We start from the raw sequence: 19,558 nt of genomic DNA, 5'->3' as shown, positions 1-19,558 counted from the left end.
CGCTGGTGAAACAGTTGCCCCGAGCGAACTACCGCGGCGCCGCCGAGCGGCTCTGGGTCGCGGTGTTCGTCGTGGCGTTCGGGACGAACGTCCCCACGCCGCTGCTGCTGGTCTACCGCGACGAGCTCGGGCTCTCGTCCAACGCGCTGACCGGCGCGTTCGCCGTGTACGCCGCCGGGCTGGTGCCGGCGCTGCTGCTCGCCGGGCCCGCCTCGGACCGGTTCGGACGGCGCCCGGTGGTCGTCCCGTTCGTGATCCTCTCGGTGCTCACGTCGCTGCTGTTCCTCGGCGCCGGCTCGTCGGTGCTGCTGCTGTTCGTGTGCCGGTTCCTGCAGGGCGCGGTGTCGGGAGTGGTGTTCAGCGTCGGCACGGCGTGGCTGGGCGAGCTGATCGGCGAGCCTGCGCGCTCGGCCCGGCTCACCACGGCCGCGCTGGGCGGCGGCTGGGCGATCGGGCCGCTGACCTCGGGACTGCTGGCGCAGTGGCTGCCGCTGCCGACCGTCCTGCCATACCTGGTGCACGTCGCGCTCATGATCGTCGGGTTGGTCCTGCTGCCCTCGGTACCGGAGTCGCTCGGCCCCGAGCAGCGCCGGGCCGGCGCGCTGGTGAACCTCGGCGTACCGACCGGCGCGCGGCTGCCGTTCGGGCTGGTGGTGTTCCCGGTGGCGGTCGGGGTGTTCACGTTCCCGTCGACGGCGGTGACGGTGCTGCCGCTGCTGCTCACCCCGACGATGCCGCAGATCGCGGTGGCGATCACCGGGCTCGTCGCCGGGGTGACGCTGCTCAGTGGGGTGTTCGCGCAGCCGATCGGACGCCGCCTCGGCGCTGCGGTCGCCGGGCCGACCGGCCTCGCACTGGGCGCCGTCGGGCTCGGGTTGAGCCTGCTCGGCGTCGGGCTCTCCGCGTGGCCGCTGCTGGTGCCGGTCGCGCTGCTGCTGGGCATCGGGTACGGGCTGTGCCTCGCGGCCGGGCTGACGCTCGTCGGCGAGCTGGCGTCGCCGACTGCGCGCGGCGCCCTGACCGGCACCTTCTACGCGTGCGCCTACCTCGGCTTCGGCGTGCCGCTGCTGCTCTCGGTGATCGGCGGCAGCGACGGCTTCGCCGGGCCGCTCGCGGGCCTCGCCGTCCTCACCGCGGCGGTCGCCGCCGCACTGGCGCTGCCGTCGACCCGCCGCCTCGTCACCCGCTGACCCAACTTCCCCACCGTTTTGGGCACTTGCGCGCGTTTTCGGCGCGCATCCACCCGAAACGGTGGGGAAGTTCGGGGTCAGGTCGCCGGCTTCCAGCGTTCGGTGAACAGCTCGTAGCCGGGCGGGTCGCCCGGCAGGGGGTGCGGGGCCGGGGCGCGCAGGCCGTCGAGCGCGATCGCGGTGATGCGGGCGCGGGCGTTGCGGGCGGCCTCGGCGAGGTCGGTCCGGCCCTGCCGGTTGAGCTGGTCGACCAGGGGCGATTTGGTGAGCTGCTCGATGAGCAGCTCCAGGTCGGCGGCGGTCACGTCGGGGCGCAGCACCCCCGCGGCGTGCGCGCGCTCGACCAGCGCCGCGACGGCCGCGTCGGCACGTTCGCTCGAGGCGTTCATCGCGTCGGTCAACGCGATGGTGCCGGCGATCGGGCCGAGCGAGCCGGGCCCCAGCGCGATCGAGGACGTGACGTAGTGCGCGAGGCCGGCCCACGGGTCGTCGTCGGCGAGCCCCTGCTCGGCGGCGGCGAGATAGTCGTCGAGCGCGATCTCGCACAGGCGCTGGAACAGCTCCTCCTTCGTCCGGTAGCGGCGGTACAAGCTGCCGATCCCGACGCCTGCACGCTCGGCGATCCGCGCCACCGACGCGTGCTCCCCGTCGAGCGCGAGCACCTCGCGCGCCGCCTGCAATAGCGCGCGGTCGTTGCGTTCGGCCTCGGCCTGGCGCGGGGCTCGTCGGGTGTGCTCGGTCACCGGCGCATCCTAACGCTTGCGGAGCGATTCGCTCCGGTATAGCTTCGGGCCAAACGGAGCGAACCGCTCCGATAAGGAGGAGACGATGGAAACCACGGACACGAAGGCGATCCGACAGACGGTCGAGGAGGCGCAGCGGTTCCAGAGCGATGTCGAGCCGTTCATCGCGCTGCACACCGAAGACGCGATCATCGTCAACATCGCCGGCCGCCGGGTGCTGGGCAGGGCGAACATCCGCGACGCCATGCGCAGCGCGCTCGCGACACCGCTGGCGAACGTGCTGACGACCACCGAGGTCGTGGACATCCGCTTCCCGACCCCCGACGTCGCCGTCGTCAGCTGCAACAAGCACGTGTCGGACCAGCGGACGCCGGAGTCCGCGACCGAGCTGCCCACCAGGGCGAACCTCGCCTACGTCATGGTGCGCAACGGCGACGCGTGGCGGATCGCCTCCGCCCAGACCACACCGGTCGTCGGGGCCTGATCACGCCTGTGCGGCGGCGATCCCGGCGATCGTGCGGGCCATGACCGCGAAGACGAAGTCGTGCGCCGGCTTCTGCGCGAACCAGTAGGCCCGGCCGAGCCAGCCGTCCGGCTCGAACGTCACGCGCTGGACGTACCGGCTGCCCTCACCGGCGGTCTCGACGCACAGCTCCAGCCGGGCCGTTCCGGGCAGCCGCGTCTCGGCACGCAGCCGCAGCGCCCGCCCCGGCTCGACGTGCTCGATCCGCCACGAGTCCAGTGCCGCGCCGGGTTCGAGCCGCGCCGGCCGCGTCCGCCGGGCGCCGATCCCGCCGGCCAGCCGGTCGAGCGCACCACGCAGCGCCCACACCCCCGGCACGGTGAACCACCTGCCGTTGCCGAGCTGCCCCAGCACCGCCCACACCGCGGCCGCCGGCGCCGCCACCCGCTCGACGTGCTCGCTGACCAGCGCCGTCCCGTTGACGTACGGCTCGGCGAGCGCGCGGTCGACGGCCTGCGCGTAGGTCATCGGCCCGCCGGGCGGCGGGCCGGTCGGCGACGGCTCGGCGCGGCACACCAGGTCGTGCGCCATCGACTCCAGCAGCGGGCCGGCGAGGTGGCGGTCGACCGGGGTCAGCGCGGCGAGCGCTCGCGCGCCCAGCCGCGGTGTGGACAGCGGGACGGGCATCACCACCGGCCGCGGCAGGCCGGCCGCCGCGGCGCAGTCGACCACCAGGTCGCGGTAGGTGAGCACGTCGGCGCCACCGACGTCGAACGCGCCAGCGACGTCCGGCGGCAGGTGCACCGCGGCCACGAGGTGGTGCAGGAGGTCGTCGACGCCGATCGGCTGCACGGCGTTCCACGCGTGGTCCGGCATCGGCAGCACCGGCGACATCCCGGCGAGGTGGCGGATCATCTCGAAGCTGGCCGAGCCCGCGCCCACCACGATCCCCGCCTGCACGACGGCTGTCGGCACCCCGCTGGCCTGCAGCACCTCGCCGACCTCACGCCTCGACGCCAGGTGCGGCGACGTTCCCACACCCCTCGGCTGCAGCCCGCCCAGGTAGACGATCCGCCGCACGCCGTTCCGCCGCGCCGCCTCGGCGAGCGCCGTGGCGGCCAGCCGGTCGCGATCGGCGAAGCCGGGACCGTCCATCGAGTGCACCAGGTAGACCACGGCGTGGACGTCGCGGCACGCCGAGCCGGCCACCGCGCCGTCGGCGACGTCCCCGCGGCGGACGTCGACGCGGTCGACCCAGTCGTGGGCGGCGAGCCGGCCGGGGTCGCGGGCCAGCACCCGGACCGCGTGCCCCTCGTCGAGCAGCCGCGGGACGAGCCGGCCGCCGACGTACCCGCTGGCGCCGATCACGAGACAGTGCACGCCGCCCAGCCTGCCCGAGAACGAGCGGCACCGCCGATCAGGGCACTCCGACGAACCGCAGCCCCGCGGTCGTGCCGGCGGCCAGCACGACGACCAGCACGAACGGCACCTTCCGCCAGGCGGCGAACGCGCCGACGGCAACACCGGCCGGACGCGCCCAGCCGGCGAAGCCACCACCCTCGGTGAGCGCCGCGACGGCGACGAGCGCCACGAGCATCGCCGTGGCGCCGAGGTCGATGTACCGCTCGACGCGGGCAGGAACGCTCATCCGGTCGCGCAGGACGATCCCCGCCAGCCGCATGAGGTACGTCCCCGCGGCCAGCGCGAGCACAGCAGGCCAGTTCATCGTTCGCTCCTTCCGGCCACGAACAGGCCGAGCAGGCCGGCGAGCACGGGCAGCCCCGCAGGCAGGAACGGCGTCGCGACCAGGGCGACCGCGGCCGCGCCCAGCCCGACCCGGCGCGCGTCGGCCTTGGCCAGCGCGGGCAGCAGCAGCGCGAGCAACCCGGCGGGGAACGCGGCGTCGACGCCGAACGCGTTGGGGTCGGGGATCGCGGAGCCCGCGACGATCCCGACCACGGTGCCGACGTTCCAGAAGACGTAGAACAGCGCGCCGCACAACCAGTACGCCGTGCGCGCCCGCTGCCCCGACCCGCGGGCACGGGCGAACGCGACCGACTCGTCGATCAGGAAGTGCGCGCCGAGCAGCCGCGCCGGCCAGCGGTCGGCGACGATGCCGGAGACGGCGAGCCCGAACGGCAGGTGCCGCCCGTTCAGCAGCAGCCCGGCGAGCACGGCGGCGACGGCGCTGCCACCTGCGGAGACGACCGCGACCACGAGGAACTGCGAACCACCCGCGAAGACGATCAGCGAGAGGCCCATCGTGATCGCCACCGGCACCCCGGCCGCGGTGGAGAGCGCACCGAAGGACGCCCCGATCACTCCGATCGCGGCGGCGAGGGCGAGGGCGTCCTTGAGGTCGGTTCGGTCTACTGTTCGCTGTGTCGGACGCACGTTCTCTACACTGAACGCCCGTCCGCCTGTTCGTCAAGCCGAACGAGGAGACCGATGCAGCGAACGCCTCCGCTGGAGACCATCGCCAGGGCGCTGCGCCGCGAGCGCGAACGGCACGGGATCTCGCTGACCGAGCTCGCACGGCGGGCGGGCATCGCGAAGTCGACGCTCTCGCAGCTGGAGTCGGGCGCCGGCAACCCGAGCGTCGAGACGCTGTGGGCGCTCGCCGTGGTGCTCGACGTCCCGTTCAGCAGACTGGTCGACCCGCCGGCCGAGCCGGTGCACGTGTTGCGCGCCGGCGAGGGGCACGCCATCCCGTCGGAGCACGCGCCGTTCAGCGGCACGCTGGTCTCCGCGTGCCCGCCGGGCGCGCGCCGCGACCTGCACGTCATCGCCGGTGAGCCGGGCGCGACCCGTGAGGCGCACGCCCACGTCCGCGGCACCACCGAGCACCTGATCGTCACCGCCGGGCGGTGGCTGACCGGCCCGGTCGGCGCCGAGGTCGAGCTGGGCCCGGGCGACTACGCCCGCTTCCCCGGCGACCAGCCGCACGCCTACACGGCACTGGAACCGTCCTCGGCGGCGGTGCTGGTCATGGAGTACATCTAGCGGCCGCGCCCAACGGCACAGCAGGCAACACGTGAGTGTGCCTGGAAAGCCACTTTCCCGGCGCCTGGTGCTGGGAAAGTGGCTTTCCAGGCAACCCCTTCCTAGCCCGCGACGGGCGGGTTGAGGGGGTACTGCTTCACCCAGTCGACCTGCATCTGCGACGGGATCACCGGGCCGTCGGCGCGTGGGAACCAGTCGAGCTGGACGCACAGGTGCATGGGGCCGGGTGGCAATTTCTCTGCGCCGGTGGTGCGCCACCACTCCTTGCCGTCGACGAAGGTCGCGATGTAGTCGGGCGTCCACTCGACCGCCCAGTTGTGCCACTGCGTCGCGTCCATCTGCACGACGCCCGCGACCTGCGCGTTCTCCGTGCCGTGGTGCAGGAACGCATTGACGGCCTGGCGGGCCGGGTCCTGCAGCTCCATGAAGTCGACCTCGCCGCCGACGGGGAAGTCCTGCGCGTCGGGCCAGAGCAGCAGCAGCGCGTTGTAGGAGGCGTCGCCGGCGGGCACGCGGACGCGCCCCTCCCAGCGTCCGTACTTCTGGCCACCCGTCCACGCCATGCCGGCCGTGGTGCCCTTCTCGTCACCGGTGATCGTCAGCACGCCGTCCTTCATCGACATCGCGTCGGGCGAGCGCAGGCCCTTCCCGTCGTGTCCGGTGCCGGTGTAGACCGACCACGCGGGGTCGAGCGGGCCGGTGAACTCGTCGACGCGGTTGGGCGCGCCCCAACTGAGCATGGACGCGGCACTGCTCACGTGACCCTCGGACGGGACGGCGCAGGGCCCTTCAGCTGCCGGACCGACTGCGGGAGCGGCGAGCGCCTCGTCGAGCGCAGCACCCTCGACCGGGTCGGCCTGTGCCCCACCGGGCGGCGGGACGGTGCCGGGCAGCCTGCCGCGGCCGGGCAGTCCGCCAGGGCCGGTCGGCAGCGGAGCGGGCGGTTCGGCGCCGGTCGTGGGTGCCGGCGAAGGTTCGGTGGTCGGCGCAGCGGACGGTCCAGCGGACGGCCCAGCGGACGGCCCAGCAGACGGCTCGGCGATCGGGGCCGCGCCCGGCTCGACACCCGGCTCGACGCGAGGTTCGGCGGAGGGCTCGGCGGAGGGCTCGGCAGTCGGCTCCTGACCGGGGTCCTCGCCCGGGTCTTCTCCCTGGTCGTCACCGGGGTCGGTGCCCTGGTCCTCGCCGGGCTCCTCGCTCGGATCCTCGTCGGGAGCACTGCTCGGGTCGGCGTCCGGGTCCGGTTCCGGGTCGTCGCCCTGGTCGGAGATCGGGCCGCCCTGGACGGGCTCGGTCGTGCCCTGCTGGGCAGGCAGCGGGTCGTATCCCGCTACGGGCGGCTGCGCGGGCGGCGGTGGCGTCACACCCGGCGCGGGCGTCGGGAGGGATGTCGGCACCGGCGGCGTGATCGGCGGCACGACGCTCGGGACCGGTGGGATCGCCGGGATCGGCGGGGGCGCCGAGACCGGCGGCGGCGCTGGTTGTTGCCCCGGTAGCGCTGCTGGTAGTGCCGGTACCGGTGCGCCCGCGCCGGTCCCCGCTCCCGCGAGCACGGCCTGGTCGGCCGGCATGCACTGCGGAGGCGCGACGGGTTGCGCAACGGCCGTCACGGAGCCCGCGAAGAGCGTCGTCACGACGATGCTCCCGATGGTCACGTACCGCCTCATCGAACTCCCCTGCCACTCGTGTCCCAAATGCAACACGTGCGACATTAGGCGCAGTCCGTTACTCCGAGCGGCCTATTCACCACACCGTGTCAGGAAGGTCGACCGTGTGGGCCACGCAACGAAGTCGCCGCCGGGCCCAACGGGCGCTCGGCGGCGACAAACGGGAGAACGGTGTCCGAAGGGGTGTTCGACCCCCTCCCCGATCGGGGCTACCAGCCCCGGCCGGCGTAGCGCTGCTCGGGAGGCAGCTCGGCGATGTTGATGCCGACCATCGCCTCGCCGAGGCCGCGCGAGACCTTCGCGATGACGCTCGGGTCGTCGTGGAACGTGGTCGCCTTGACGATCGCCTCGGCGCGCTGCGCGGGGTCGCCCGACTTGAAGATCCCGGAGCCGACGAAGACACCCTCGGCGCCCAGCTGCATCATCATCGCGGCGTCGGCCGGGGTGGCGATGCCGCCGGCCGTGAACAGCACGACGGGCAGCTTGCCGGCCTTCGCGACCTCCTTGACCAGCTCGAACGGCGCGCGCAGCTCCTTGGCGGCCACGAACAGCTCGGCCTCGTCGAGCGCAGCGAGCTTGCGGATCTCGGCGCGGATCGAGCGCATGTGCCGGGTGGCCTCTACGACGTTGCCGGTGCCGGCCTCGCCCTTCGAGCGGATCATCGCGGCGCCCTCGGAGATGCGCCGCAGCGCCTCGCCGAGGTTGGTGGCGCCGCACACGAACGGCACGGTGAACGGCCACTTGTCGATGTGGTGCGCCTCGTCGGCGGGGGTGAGCACCTCGGACTCGTCGATGTAGTCGACGCCGAGCGACTGCAGCACCTGCGCCTCGACGAAGTGCCCGATGCGCGCCTTGGCCATCACCGGGATGGAGACGGCGTCGATGATCCCCTGGATCATGTCGGGGTCGCTCATGCGCGCGACCCCGCCCTGCGCGCGGATGTCGGCCGGCACCCGCTCCAGCGCCATGACCGCGACCGCGCCGGCGTCCTCGGCGATCTTGGCCTGGGCCGCGTCGACGACATCCATGATCACGCCGCCCTTGAGCATCTCGGCCATGCCGCGCTTCACGCGCGCGGTGCCCAGTGCGGGGCCGGAACCTTCGGGAACGGACTGCTCGGACGACACGGGCGATACCTCTCGATCAAGGTCACGGGGGTGTGACAACCGATCGTACGTCACCCGGCAGGCGGTACCTTCGCGGTTTCGGCGAGGCTCACAGCGCCTTCCGGCTCGGCGATCTCGAAGTACGCAGGCATGGGTGCGGTGCCGGCGAGGCGCAGCAGTCGCACCATCCGTCGCGAGCGCAGGCCGAGGGTGTCCCGGACGGCGTCGTTGTACACCCGTCTAGCCAGCACGAGCAGCTGCTCGGCCTCCACCAGCTCCCCGCGCAGGGCGGCGGGCAGCGCTGCCCGGTCGACCGCCGCGAGCAGGCGGCCGAGCGTGTTCTCGGCGGCCTCCCGATCGGTGACGGACGTGACGGTCGCGGCGGCGCGCAGGGCGTCCGCCGGACCCTCCAGCTGGGTTGTGGCGACGTGCAGTGCGGCGAGCGAACGCCGCCGCAGCGCTGCCTCCAGGGCCTCGCGGGCGGCGTCGACGCGCACGTGGAGGCGGTCGAGCCGCCGCGCCCGCGCGACCGCCAGCGCCGCCGTCGCCACGAGCGTCGCGGCGAACGCCGCCACCAGCAGCCAGCCGGCCGAGCTCACGACACCCGCCTGCGCTCGAACGAGCGCGGGTCGGCGGCGACGGCCGCCCGGTACACCCGCTGGACGGCCGCCCCGACCTGCGACCACCCGAACTCCGCCGCTCGCGCTGCGCCGGCGGCCGAGAGCGCGGCGCGGCGCGCGGGGTCGTCGAGGAGCGCAGCCAGTTCGACCGCCAGCGCGCCCGCGTCCCCCGTGGGCACCACAACACCTGCCCCGGGGCCGAGCACGGCGCGGAACGCGTCGAGGTCGCTGGCCACCACGGGCGTCCCGGCGGCCATCGCCTCGATGAGCACCATCCCGAAGCTCTCGCCGCGGAGGTTGGGCGCGCAGAACACGTCGACGGAGCGCAGCGCGGCCGCCTTCGTCGGGTCGTCGACGGGTCCGAGCACCTCCAGCCGATCGGCGACCGGCCCAGCCGCCCGGCGCAGCGCGTCGGCGTCGCCGCGGCCGACGACGACCAGCCGCAGGTCCGGCCTGGCGTCCGCGAGCGACCGGACGGCGTCGAGCAGCACCGCCATGCCCTTGCGCGGCTCGTCGAACCGGCCGACGAACCCGACCGCACCCGGCCGGCGCCCGCCGGGCAGCAGGGGGCCGCTGCCGTAAGCGTCGACGTCGACGCCGTTCGGGATCTCGACGGCGTCGCCACCGAGGTGCTCCACCTGCACGCGCCTGGCCAGCGGCGAGACCGCGATCCGGGCCGTGACCTTCTCCATCAGGGGCTGCAGCACCCCGCCGAACGCGCTCAGCGCGCGGGACCGCTCCGTCGAGGCGTGGAAGGTCGCGACGATCGGCCCCTCCGCGATCATGAGCGCCAGCGCGGAGACGCTCACCGTCGTCGGTTCGTGCAGGTGCAGGACGTCGAACGGGTGCTCGGCCAGCCAGCGCCGCACCCGCGAGTAGGCGACCGGCCCGAACGCCACCCGCGCGACCGACCCGTTGTAGGGCACACCGACCGACCGCCCGGCCGGGGTCACGAACTCGGGCACGGCGGTCGCGGAACGGGCCGGGGCCAGCACATCGACCGTGTGCCCTGCGCGGCGCAGCTCCGCGGCGAGCCCGATGACGTGCGCCTGGACGCCGCCCGCGACGTCGAGCGAGTAGGGGCAGACCATCCCGACACGCAGGCCGGTCACGGAGCCACCCCGACCGGCGCCGGCTCGGGCCACACCGGCTGCAGGACGTGCCAGTCCTGCGGAGTCTCGGCGATCAGCGCGGCGAGCGCGTCGGCGAGCGCCTGCGTCGTCGCAGCCGCCGGTGCCCGCCTGCCGGCCTCGACGGGCGGACCGAACGCGATCCCCCACCCGTCCCCCCGGAACCACGGACGCGCCGGGAGCAGCAGCGCACCCGTCAGCGCCGCCAGCCGGGCCGGGCCGACGGGGAGCCGCGTGCGCGCCCCGAAGAGCGTCACCTCGGCGCCGGTCCCGCTGACGTCGCGGTCGGCGAGCAGGCAGACCACACCGCCGCCGCGCAGCCGCCGGACCAGCGCCCGGTACGCGGCCGAGCCGTCCTCCGCCGCGACCACCTCGAACCCGAGCCCTTCGCGGTAGGCGACGAACCGCCGGTAGAGCGACTCGGGGCGCAGCCGCTGCCCCACCGTCGTGAACGTCGGCTCGTGGCCGCGCCTGCGCAGCATCTCGACCAGCCAGACGCCCGCGGCGTCCCAGTTGCCGGTGTGCGGGAGCGCGAACAGCACGCCGCGGCCCTCGTCCAGGGCGCTGTAAAGCGGTTCCGTGCCGGTCACCGCGGTGCGCGCGTGCACGTCGGCGAGGTCCATCGCCGGCAGCCGGAACGCCTCGCACCAGTAGCGGGCGTAGCTGCGCATGCCGGCGCGCACGAGCTCGTCCAGCTCGCCGGGGGAGGCAGCGGGCCGGACCCTGGCCAGGTTGGCGCGCAGCTGCCGCACCCCGGCGCCGTCGCGGCCCACGGCCCAGTCGGCACCCCGCTCGAACAGCCCGTGCGCCGCGGCGTGCGGGAGCGCGCGGACGGCCCGCCACGCCAGCGCGTACTCGGCGTCGGCAAGACGTTCGGCGAACGTGCTGGTCACGGGGCCGTCGGGTTGGCCGGGCTTGCCGGGTCGGCCGGCTGGTCGTGCGGCGGGCGGTCCTGCGCGCTGCGGTATACGGCGACGATCCGCTGCCCGACCGTCCACACCGATGCCGCCGCGAGCAGCCACAGCGCGACGTGCAGGGCGTACGGCACGCCCAGCCCGGCCAGCGCCATCCCGACGAGCGCGACGATGAGCCGTTCGGCTCGCTCGACGAGCCCGCCGTCGGCGGAGAGCCCGACCCCTTCTGCGCGCGCCTTGATATAGGACACGAGCTGGCCCGCGACGAGGCAGAGCAACGCCGCCACACCCAGCACGCGCTCCTCCCCCACCCCGAGGCACCACCAGGTCAGGCCGGCGAACAGCGCGCCGTCGGCGAGCCGGTCGCAGGTGGAGTCCAGCACCGCCCCGAACGGGGTCCCGGCGCCGCGGGCGCGGGCCATCGCGCCGTCGACGAGGTCGAGCAGGACGAAGAAGGTGAACACCGCGGCACCGGCGAGCAGCTCCCCCCGCGGCAGGAACCAGAGCGCGGCCGCGGCCGAGCCCGCGGTGCCGATGACCGTCACGACGTCAGGGGCGATCCCGTGGTCGACGAGCCAGCGCCCCACGGGGTCGGTCACGCGGTTCACATGCACGCGCGCGGAGACGTTGAGCATGGACTCCTGCTTGTCGACGGCTGCTCACGGGTGGGCGGTGAGATCAGCCGAGATGACCCCCAGCCCGCACCAGACTACGGGCTCGGGCGGCCTCAGGTCGGCCAGGCGTTCGCGAGCAGCTCGCGCGTCTCGGAGAGGAGCTGCGGGATCACTTTCGTCTGCCCGATCACCGCGATGAAGTTCGCGTCGCCGCCCCATCGGGGCACGACGTGCTGGTGGAGGTGCTCGGCGAGCGAGCCGCCCGCGACCGTGCCCAGGTTCAGCCCGACGTTGAACGCGTGCGGGGCGGCGACCCGCTTCATCGCCCGCACGGCGTCCTGGGTGAACGACATCAGCTCGGCCGCCTCGGCGTCGGTCAGGTCCTCCAGCTCGGCGACGTGCCGGTACGGCAGCACCATGAGGTGGCCGGGGTTGTACGGATGCAGGTTGAGCACCGCGTACACCGTCTCGCCGCGCGCGACGACGAGCCCTTCCGCGTCGGGCAGCGACGGAATCCGGCAGAACGGGCAGCCACCCTCCCCCGCCTCCTTGATGTAGGCGAGCCGGTGCGGCGTCCACAGGCGGCGGAACCCGTCGGGTGTGCCCACGCCGTCGCGCGGCTCCACCTCGGGATCGTGCCCGAGTTCGACGCCCTCGCTCATGGACGCCGATCCTAGGCTGCGCCGGATCGCCCGGACCGCCGACCGCCCGCTCGCCAAGGCCCGAATTTCCCACCGTTTTGTGCACTTGCGCGCTGTGGGAGCGCGCATCCACCCAAAACGATGGGGAAGTCCTACGGCCGGTAGAGCGCGGCCAGCCGACACCGCGTAGAAGGTCCCCACCGTTTTGCCTACCTACACGGCGTTTCGGGTGTGCAGGTTGGCAAAACGGTGGGGAAGTTCCCCATCGTTTTGGGTACTTGCGCGCCGTGCGGGCGCGCATCCACCCAAAACGGTGGGGAGATTCGGCCGCTGTCAGCCGGCGTCGACGGTGAACGCGTCCGCGGTCGGGTTCGCGTTCTCGCGGCTCGCGATCCAGCTCGTGATCCGCTCGACGGCGGCGGCCACCGGCACGCCGTTGACCTGGGTGCCGTCGCGGAACCGGAAGCTCACGGCGCCGGCCTCGGCGTCGCGCGCGCCCACGAGCAGCATGAACGGGACCTTCTGCAGGGTGTGGGTGCGGATCTTCTTCTGCATGCGGTCGTCCGAGGCGTCGACCTCGACGCGCACACCCTTGGCCTTGAGCGCTGCCGCGACCTCGTCGACGGCCGCCACCTGCTCGTTGGTGACCGGGATCCCGACCACCTGCACGGGCGCGAGCCAGGCCGGGAACGCGCCGGCGTAGTGCTCGGTGAGCACGCCGAAGAACCGCTCGATCGAGCCGAACAGCGCCCGGTGGATCATGATCGGCTGCTGGCGCGACCCGTCGGCCGCGGTGTACTCCAGGTCGAACAGCCCCGGCTCCATCAGGTCGACCTGGATCGTCGAGAGCTGCCAGGTGCGCCCGATCGCGTCCTTGGCCTGCACGCTGATCTTCGGCGCGTAGAACGCGGCGCCACCGGGGTCGAGCACGAGCTCCAGCCCGCTGGCCTCGGCGGCCGCGCGCAGCGCCTCTGTGGCGCGCTCCCAGTCCTCGTCGCTGCCGATCGACTTCTCCGGGTCGCGAGTGGAGAGCTCGAGGTAGAAGTCGTCGAGGCCGTAGTCGCGCAGGAGGTTCAGCACGAAGGTCAGCAGCGAGCGGATCTCGTCGTGCATCTGGTCGAGCGTGCAGTAGATGTGCGAATCGTCCTGGGTGAACCCGCGGGCCCTGGTGAGGCCGTGCACCACACCGGACTTCTCGTAGCGGTAGACGCTGCCGAACTCGAACAGCCGCAGCGGCAGCTCGCGGTAGCTGCGCCCGCGCGACCGGAAGATCAGGTTGTGCATCGGGCAGTTCATCGGCTTCAGGTAGTAGTCCTGGCCGGGCTTGCGCACGGTGCCGTCCTCGGCGAGCTCCTCGTCGAGGTGCATCGACGGGTACATGCCGTCGGCGTACCAGGCGAGGTGCCCGGAGGTCTCGAACAGCTGCGCCTTGGTGATGTGCGGGGTGTTGACGAACTCGTAGCCCTCCTCCTCGTGCCGGCGGCGGGCGTAGTCCTCCATCTCCTTGCGGATCACGCCGCCCTTGGGGTGGAAGACGGGCAGGCCGGAACCGATCTCGTCGGGGAACGAGAAGAGGTCGAGCTCCGCGCCGAGCTTGCGGTGGTCGCGCCGCTCGGCCTCGGCGACGCGCTCCAGGTGCGCGTCGAGCGCCTCCTGGCTCTCCCACGCGGTGCCGTAGATGCGCTGGAGCTGCTGGTTCTTCTGGTCGCCCCGCCAGTACGCCGCCGCGGAGCGGGTGAGCTTCACGGCCGGGATGAACTTGGTGGTGGGCAGGTGCGGGCCGCGGCACAGGTCCGACCAGACGGTCTCGCCGGTGTGCGCGTGCACGTTGTCGTAGATGGTCAGTTCGCCGGAGGCGTCGACCTCCATGACCCCCTCGTCCGGGGCCCCCTTGATCTCGATCAGCTCCAGCTTGTACGGCTCGTCGGCGAGCTCCTTGCGGGCGTCGTCGAGCGAGTCGAAACGGCGGCGGGAGAACCGCTGGCCGGCCTTGATGATCTTCTTCATGGCCGACTCGAGCTTCACGAGGTCGTCCGGGGTGAACGGGGTCGCGACGTCGAAGTCGTAGTAGAAGCCGTCGGTGATCGGCGGCCCGATGCCCAGCTTGGCCTCCGGGAAGAGCTGCTGGACGGCCTGCGCGAGCACGTGCGCCGCAGAGTGGCGGATGACGCTGCGCCCGTCGTCGGTGTCGGCACCGACCGGCTCGACCTCGACGTCGGCGTCGGGCACCCACGCGAGGTCCTTCAGCGCACCATCGGCGCGGACGACCACGACGGCGCTCGGTCCCGAGGTCGGCAGCCCCGCCTCGCGAACGGCGGCACCCGCCGTCGTCCCGGCCTGCACCCGGACGGGAGCGGACGCGGGAGGGGGTACGGGCGCGGACACGGGGTGCCTCCAGTGGGTTGAGCTGCCAACGGGTTGTGTAGCTGTGCTCGAAATGCTACGACCGGTGCGCGACCGACTTACCGGCGGTGCTCCCCGGGAAGATCCCGGTCGGTGCCGCGGTTGCACCCCTCGTGGTGCCTCTCTCCGTGCTCGACCTCGTCCCCATCGGTTCCGGTTCGACGGCCACGGCCGCGCTCGCCACGAGCACGGCGCTGGTCCGCCGCGCCGACGAGCTCGGTTTCCGCCGCTACTGGGTGGCCGAGCACCACGGCATGCCGGGCATCGCCAGCTCGTCGCCCGCCGTGCTGATCGCGCACCTCGCCGCCGCGTCGTCGCGGATCCGGGTCGGGTCGGGCGGGGTGATGCTGCCCAACCACCAGCCGCTGGTGATCGCCGAGCAGTTCGGGACGCTCGACGCGCTGCACCCCGGCCGGATCGACCTCGGCATCGGCCGCGCGCCCGGCACCGACCCGCGCACCGCCCGCGCGCTGCGCCGCGGCACCGAGCCGCTGGGCGCCGACGACTTCCCCGAGCAGCTATCCGAGCTCTCGGCCTACTTCCGCGGCGACGGCCCGGTCGTCGCCGTCCCCGCGGGCGGGCAGAAGCCCGAGATGTGGCTGCTCGGCTCCAGCGGCTACAGCGCCCAGCTGGCCGGCCTGCTCGGCCTCCCGTTCGCGTTCGCGCACCACTTCAGCAGCGAGAACACCATGCCGGCCCTCGCGCTCTACCGCGAGACGTTCCGCCCGTCGCCGCTACTGGCCGAGCCCTACGCCATGATCGCCGCTTCGGTGCTGGCCGCCCCGACCGACGAGGAGGCGCAGCGGCTCGCGATGCCGGGTGCGCTGCAGTTCCTGCGGCTGCGCCAGGGCCGCCCCGGCCTCGTGCCGACACCGGAGGAAGCCGCCGACCACCCGTACACGGCCGAGGAGCGGTTCTTCGTCGAGCAGCGGCTCGCCGGGCAGATCATCGGTGGGCCGGACACCGTCCGCGCGGGCGTCGAGGAGCTGGTGGGACGCACCGGTGTCGCCGAGCTGATGGTCGTGACGAGCACGCACGACGGCGTCGACCGCATCCGCTCGTACGAGCTGCTCGCCGAGGCGATGGCCACCGCACCCGTCGCCTGACGTCGACGCCGTCGACAACGACCTTTTGGCTGTTGTGAGCGCTCACATATAGCCGGAACGTCGTTGTCGACGGTCATCGGGGTCCGCTTTGCTGCTCCGAATGGCGCAGTATGCTCCGCCACTTGGTCGATGCCGCGTGCGGTATCGCTGGGTCTCGCCGGCCGATAGGCCGTCCGGCGGAGAGCAACTACGGAGCGTGCATGGTTTCGGACCTCACACCGATCCGAGGACGCCTCGCGCCCGCCCATCGGGTGATGTCGTGCGCTCTGCCATACCGCCACCCGCGGTTGACACGTTGGGTCGACAGCACGTGAACGGTGAGGGAGGTGAGTCGGGTTTGAACGGCGCAGACACGACACGCGCACCCCGTCCCCGCAGCGGGGACCAGCGTCCGCACCTGCCCGTGCAACGCTCCCGTCGCGGCCCGCACCCGACGGGTGTCGGCTGGTGGCACACCCCGAAGCGGCGTTCGGACGAGCCGGCCCGGCACCGGGCGCTGGAGCCGACCGAACCGATCCCGGTGATCGCCCCGAACCGGCGGCGGTGGGCCCGGGCGCCCCGCTCCCGGCCCGCGCTCTCGCCGGCCCACCAACGCGCGCGGCGCCGCCGCATCCTCGTCCGCACCGTCCTCTGGTCCACCGGGTCAGCGGTGCTCACGCCCGTCCTGGCGTTCACCCTGGGTTACCTCTTCCTCTCGGTGCCCAGCCCGGACGACGCCGTGAACAACCAGGTCGCGACCGTCGCGTTCACCGACGGCTCACCGTTGACGCGGCTCGTCCCGGAATCGGGCAACCGGACGAAGGTGGCGATCGAGGCCGTCCCGCAGGTCGTGCGCGACGCCGTGCTCGCCGCGGAGGACCGCACCTTCTACTCCAACCCCGGATTCGACCTCACCGGCATCGCGCGAGCGGTGTGGAACCAGCTGCGCGGCGGGCAAGGCGGCGGCTCCACGATCACCCAGCAGTACGTCAAGAAGGCGTTGGTCGGTGACGAGCAGACGCTCTGGCGCAAGTTCAAGGAGGTCGTGCTCGCCGTCAAGGTCTCGCAGGAGCGCACCAAGGACGAGATCCTCGGCGACTACCTCAACACGATCTACTTCGGCCGGGGCGCGTACGGCATCCAGGCCGCGAGCCAGGCCTACTTCGGCAAGAACGTCGAGCGGCTCACCCCGAGCGAGGCTGCGCTGCTGGCCGGGGTGATCCAGTCGCCGTCCCGGTGGGATCCCGCGGTGAGCCCGGAGCGGGCGGTGCAGCGCTGGACGTTCGTGCTCGACGGGATGGTCGCCCAGGGCTGGCTCGCGCCGCAGGAGCGCAAGGACGTGCGGTTCCCGCCGACGGTCCCGCGGAAGCCGACGGCGGGTGGCGTCCCGGCCGACAGCAACGGGCACATCGTCACGGCGGTCACCCGCGAGCTGGAGGACCTCGGCCTCCCCGAGCAGGTGCTCGCGCAGGGCGGTCTGCAGATCACTACGACGATCGACCCGCTGCGCCAGCGGCAGGCCGTCGACGCCGCGCACGACGCGCTCACCGGCCAGCCGGTCAACCTGCGCAGCTCGCTCGTCGCGATCGATCCCGCGACCGGCGGCGTGCTCGCCTATTACGGCGGCGACAACGGCCACGGCCTCGACTACGCGCGGGCTCCCCGGCTGGCCGGCTCGACGTTCAAACCGTTCGTCGTGCTTGCCGGGCTGCAGCGGGACCCGCCGGTCGGGCTCGGCAAGACGTTCAACGGCACCGAGATGCCGGGGCTGCGCAACGCCGACGGCGCCGACTGCGGCCGCTGCGACCTCAAGCAGGCCATGACGATCTCCAACAACGTCGTGTTCAACACCCTCGCCAAGCAGGTCGGACCGGAATCGGTGGCCGAGGCCGCGCGCCTCGCCGGGATCAAGTCGCCGCTCGACGACCCCACCGAGGGCATCGCGCTGGGCAACAAGGAGGTCACGACGTTCGAGATGGCGTCGGCCTACGCCACGCTCGCCGCCGGCGGGGTGTGGCGCGAGCCGCACATCGTCTCCTCGATCGTCACCGCCGACGGGGTGGTCCTGTACGAGGCGAACACGCACGGCGAGCGCCGGTTCGAGGAACGCGTCGCCCGCAACGTCACCGAGACGATGCTCGACGTCGCCGCGCGCGACGGGCTCGCGCTACCGGGTGGGCGGCCCGTCGCGGCGAAGACCGGGACGGTCGAGTCGCGGTTCGAGGGCGAGAACAACGACGCCTGGATGGCCGGCTACACGCCGCTCGTCTCGACGTCGGTGTGGATGGGCACCGACATGAACACCCCGATCCGCACGGCGAGCGGCCGGCCCATCACGGGCAAGAGCCTCCCGGGTGAGGCGTGGAAGGAGTTCATGGTCGAGGTGCACGACGCCCAGCCGGTCGAGCAGTTCGCGCCGTTCCGGCCGATCGGCGAGGCGCCGGTGCGGGACGAGCCGGAGCCCGGGAGCGCGGGGCCGTCCGCTGGGCCGTCCGCGGGACCGACGCCGGACCCGAGCGGCGAACCGGCGCCGTCGGGCGTCCCACCCACCGATCGTCCGTCCCCGCAGCGGTCCGGCTCGGCGACGCCCACGACCAGGTCCTCCGAGCCCACACCCACCGGTGAGGCCGGCGACAGCGACGAGGAGACCCGGCAGCCGGAGCGATCCTCGTCGGAAGGCCAGGAATGCACGGTCGCGAACCCCTGCGGTTGAGCTGCCCGCGCCGCTACCGTTGACGTCGTGGCGGCCACCGACCAGGCGCGGACCTTCGAGGTCCTCGCGTGGCTCGCGGAACGCCGGCTCGTGCTCTACGTACCGGAGATCGAGGCCGCGACCAGCGTGCTGGCGATGCCGGAGGCCGACGACGCCGCCCGCTCGCTCATCGCCGAGCTCACCGGCATCGAACCCGGCCGCATCCGCTGCGACATCCGCCTCGGCCGCGCCCCGGGGGTGCTGGGGCACGAGCGGTGGCCGGAGGCCTGACGAGCCGATCGCAGCTCACCGATGTGGTTCGAGGGGTTCCCGCCACGGCCCGAGATCGAGACCGGGATATCGGAGCGCGACCGCGGACAAGGTGGCGGGTGTCCAGAACGGATGGCCGGGTGGCGGGAATCCGAGCACGGCGAGCTGGCGCGGGGTCGCCTCGTCCACGAAGCGGTACCAGGCCGCGTCGTGGCTGCGGTCGGGCCAGCCCTTCCGCTGCGCCCACTCGGCGACAGCGGTCCGGTAACTCAGATGCATGGAGTAGCGAGCTCCGCCCGGCCGGGTCAGCGCCGTGCCGCGGTGCACCGTGTCAGGGGTGAAGGCGACCACGGTGCCGGCAGGTCCGGCCGCTGATACCTCGGCCTCGTAGAGGTCCGGCCGACCGGTGCTGGCCACGAATCGGTCGCCGGTCGCCTCGACGTCCGACCGGGGATACCAGTTCGGCAGGACCGGCAGATCTGCGGTGTGCCGTGTCGACACGAGATGTGGCGGGCCGAGGTCGTCAGGGACGTCGACGAGGTAGACGAACAGCTCCAGCTGCCGGAACGCCGTCGCGTCGCTCGGGACGAGCATCGTGTGGATGAGGTAGTCGCGGTGCAACCACTGGTCGTACTCGGTGGCGCCGGTGTACTTCGCCCACGCCTCCGCCGAGTAGAGGCGCTGGTCCTCGCCCAGGAGCGACGCAGCGAGATCGAGGATCTTCGGGTGCACCGCGAGCAGGCTCAGCTGGAGGCTGGCGAACGGGAAGGTGTCGATGCCGTCGAACTCATCGCTCACGAACCGGTCCCGCCGCGGGTCCGACCCGCTGTGGAACCCGTCGGCGGAGGGGAAGCACAGCTCCAGCTCATCCACAGCCGGTGCAAGATCCTCCGCGGACAGGTAGCCGGGCAAGACTGCGAATCCATCATCACGCCATGCCTGTGCCGCGTCCTCGAGCCGCATCTTTCGATGGTCTCGACGCCGTCACGGCGAGGCCAGCGAATTTGCGGACTCGGG

General features: G+C 73.0%; 19 protein-coding genes. 6 read left to right on the top strand and 13 right to left on the bottom strand.

Annotation, left to right across the window (positions count from 1 at the left end; translation table 11 throughout):
- The first annotated feature begins 5 nt into the window (after positions 1–5).
- On the top strand, positions 6–1,190 hold the full coding sequence (locus tag LL648_RS16980; protein ID WP_232663544.1) for an MFS transporter: 1,185 nt from the start codon (positions 6–8) through the stop codon (positions 1,188–1,190).
- A 77-nt stretch (positions 1,191–1,267) separates the two neighbouring features.
- On the opposite strand, the gene LL648_RS16975 is transcribed toward LL648_RS16980, so the two are convergent.
- Entirely contained in the window at positions 1,268–1,933 is a 666-nt protein-coding gene (locus LL648_RS16975; protein ID WP_232663543.1) for a TetR/AcrR family transcriptional regulator, read from the bottom strand.
- An 85-nt stretch (positions 1,934–2,018) separates the two neighbouring features.
- Here LL648_RS16975 and LL648_RS16970 point away from each other — a divergent pair, with 85 nt between their 5' ends.
- Positions 2,019–2,417 carry a YybH family protein gene (locus LL648_RS16970; RefSeq protein WP_232663542.1) on the top strand — a complete coding sequence of 133 codons (399 nt, stop codon included), beginning with the start codon at positions 2,019–2,021 and terminating at the stop codon, positions 2,415–2,417.
- Here the strand turns inward: LL648_RS16970 and LL648_RS16965 are convergent, their stop codons facing one another.
- Genes LL648_RS16965 through LL648_RS16955 form a run of 3 tightly spaced genes read right to left on the bottom strand, consistent with a single transcriptional unit; the run spans position 2,418 to position 4,790 of the window.
- Positions 2,418–3,776 carry a DUF2867 domain-containing protein gene (locus tag LL648_RS16965; RefSeq protein WP_232663541.1) on the bottom strand — a complete coding sequence of 453 codons (1,359 nt, stop codon included), beginning with the start codon at positions 3,774–3,776 and terminating at the stop codon, positions 2,418–2,420.
- 37 nt (positions 3,777–3,813) lie between these two features.
- Entirely contained in the window at positions 3,814–4,122 is a 309-nt protein-coding gene (locus LL648_RS16960) for an AzlD domain-containing protein (RefSeq protein ID WP_232663540.1), read from the bottom strand.
- Complete coding sequence (locus tag LL648_RS16955) at positions 4,119–4,790, bottom strand: AzlC family ABC transporter permease (protein WP_232663539.1); 672 nt, start codon at positions 4,788–4,790, stop codon at positions 4,119–4,121. Before LL648_RS16955 ends, LL648_RS16960 begins: the two co-directional genes overlap by 4 nt.
- 54 nt (positions 4,791–4,844) lie before the next feature.
- Between LL648_RS16955 and LL648_RS16950 the strand changes: the two genes are divergently transcribed.
- Positions 4,845–5,399, top strand: coding sequence for a helix-turn-helix domain-containing protein (locus LL648_RS16950; RefSeq protein WP_232663538.1), 555 nt, complete (start codon positions 4,845–4,847; stop codon positions 5,397–5,399).
- Between the two features lie 101 nt (positions 5,400–5,500).
- Here the strand turns inward: LL648_RS16950 and LL648_RS45235 are convergent, their stop codons facing one another.
- The 8 genes from LL648_RS45235 to thrS all read right to left on the bottom strand — a co-directional run bounded on the left by LL648_RS45235 (position 5,501) and on the right by thrS (position 14,476).
- Entirely contained in the window at positions 5,501–7,054 is a 1,554-nt protein-coding gene (locus tag LL648_RS45235) for a family 16 glycosylhydrolase (protein WP_232663537.1), read from the bottom strand.
- A gap of 221 nt (positions 7,055–7,275) precedes the next feature.
- Complete coding sequence (gene pdxS / locus LL648_RS16940) at positions 7,276–8,193, bottom strand: pyridoxal 5'-phosphate synthase lyase subunit PdxS (RefSeq protein WP_308190338.1); 918 nt, start codon at positions 8,191–8,193, stop codon at positions 7,276–7,278.
- A gap of 50 nt (positions 8,194–8,243) precedes the next feature.
- Positions 8,244–8,771: a LemA family protein gene (locus tag LL648_RS16935; RefSeq protein WP_232663536.1), complete on the bottom strand. Its 528-nt coding sequence runs from the start codon at positions 8,769–8,771 to the stop codon at positions 8,244–8,246.
- Positions 8,768–9,895, bottom strand: a complete 1,128-nt coding sequence (locus LL648_RS16930; RefSeq protein ID WP_232663697.1) for a glycosyltransferase family 4 protein — start codon at positions 9,893–9,895, stop codon at positions 8,768–8,770. The genes LL648_RS16935 and LL648_RS16930 overlap by 4 nt, the downstream gene beginning before the upstream one ends.
- Before the next feature lie 5 nt (positions 9,896–9,900).
- A complete protein-coding gene (locus LL648_RS16925; protein ID WP_232663535.1) occupies positions 9,901–10,815 on the bottom strand; it encodes a phosphatidylinositol mannoside acyltransferase in 915 nt (304 codons plus the stop codon).
- Positions 10,812–11,471: a phosphatidylinositol phosphate synthase gene (gene pgsA, locus LL648_RS16920; RefSeq protein ID WP_232663534.1), complete on the bottom strand. Its 660-nt coding sequence runs from the start codon at positions 11,469–11,471 to the stop codon at positions 10,812–10,814. The genes LL648_RS16925 and pgsA overlap by 4 nt, the downstream gene beginning before the upstream one ends.
- Positions 11,472–11,563: 92 nt before the next feature.
- Positions 11,564–12,112, bottom strand: a complete 549-nt coding sequence (locus LL648_RS16915; protein WP_232663533.1) for an HIT family protein — start codon at positions 12,110–12,112, stop codon at positions 11,564–11,566.
- A 312-nt stretch (positions 12,113–12,424) separates the two neighbouring features.
- The gene (gene thrS / locus LL648_RS16910) at positions 12,425–14,476 is read right to left on the bottom strand and encodes a threonine--tRNA ligase (protein ID WP_232663532.1); all 2,052 of its coding nucleotides are present in this window, start codon (positions 14,474–14,476) and stop codon (positions 12,425–12,427) included.
- Positions 14,477–14,607: 131 nt separating this feature from the next.
- On the opposite strand from thrS, the gene LL648_RS16905 reads away from it, so the two are divergent.
- From LL648_RS16905 to LL648_RS16895, 3 genes are all read left to right on the top strand, one after another.
- On the top strand, positions 14,608–15,600 hold the full coding sequence (locus LL648_RS16905) for an LLM class flavin-dependent oxidoreductase (RefSeq protein WP_232663531.1): 993 nt from the start codon (positions 14,608–14,610) through the stop codon (positions 15,598–15,600).
- A gap of 403 nt (positions 15,601–16,003) precedes the next feature.
- Entirely contained in the window at positions 16,004–18,292 is a 2,289-nt protein-coding gene (locus LL648_RS16900; RefSeq protein WP_232663530.1) for a transglycosylase domain-containing protein, read from the top strand.
- A 27-nt stretch (positions 18,293–18,319) separates the two neighbouring features.
- The gene (locus LL648_RS16895; protein ID WP_232663529.1) at positions 18,320–18,562 is read left to right on the top strand and encodes a hypothetical protein; all 243 of its coding nucleotides are present in this window, start codon (positions 18,320–18,322) and stop codon (positions 18,560–18,562) included.
- A gap of 15 nt (positions 18,563–18,577) precedes the next feature.
- Here LL648_RS16895 and LL648_RS16890 read toward each other — a convergent pair whose 3' ends face one another.
- Positions 18,578–19,504, bottom strand: coding sequence for a phytanoyl-CoA dioxygenase family protein (locus LL648_RS16890; protein ID WP_255685650.1), 927 nt, complete (start codon positions 19,502–19,504; stop codon positions 18,578–18,580).
- Positions 19,505–19,558 lie beyond the last annotated feature (54 nt).

Origin of the sequence: Pseudonocardia sp. TRM90224, from assembly GCF_021245725.1 — a bacterium.
Lineage (GTDB): Bacteria > Actinomycetota > Actinomycetes > Mycobacteriales > Pseudonocardiaceae > Pseudonocardia.
Note: the sequence above shows the minus strand (reverse complement) of the source record. Positions and strands in the feature narration are given on the sequence as shown.

Bases quoted from the DNA above. Each gene is read 5' to 3' on its own strand.
- LL648_RS16960 (WP_232663540.1), bottom strand. From the start codon at position 4,122: ATGAACTGGCCTGCTGTGCTCGCGCTGGCCGCGGGGACGTACCTCATG.
- LL648_RS16890 (WP_255685650.1), bottom strand. From the start codon at position 19,504: ATGCGGCTCGAGGACGCGGCACAGGCATGGCGTGATGATGGATTCGCA.
- pgsA (WP_232663534.1), bottom strand. From the start codon at position 11,471: ATGCTCAACGTCTCCGCGCGCGTGCATGTGAACCGCGTGACCGACCCC.
- LL648_RS16970 (WP_232663542.1), top strand. From the start codon at position 2,019: ATGGAAACCACGGACACGAAGGCGATCCGACAGACGGTCGAGGAGGCG.
- LL648_RS16915 (WP_232663533.1), bottom strand. From the start codon at position 12,112: ATGAGCGAGGGCGTCGAACTCGGGCACGATCCCGAGGTGGAGCCGCGC.
- LL648_RS16950 (WP_232663538.1), top strand. From the start codon at position 4,845: ATGCAGCGAACGCCTCCGCTGGAGACCATCGCCAGGGCGCTGCGCCGC.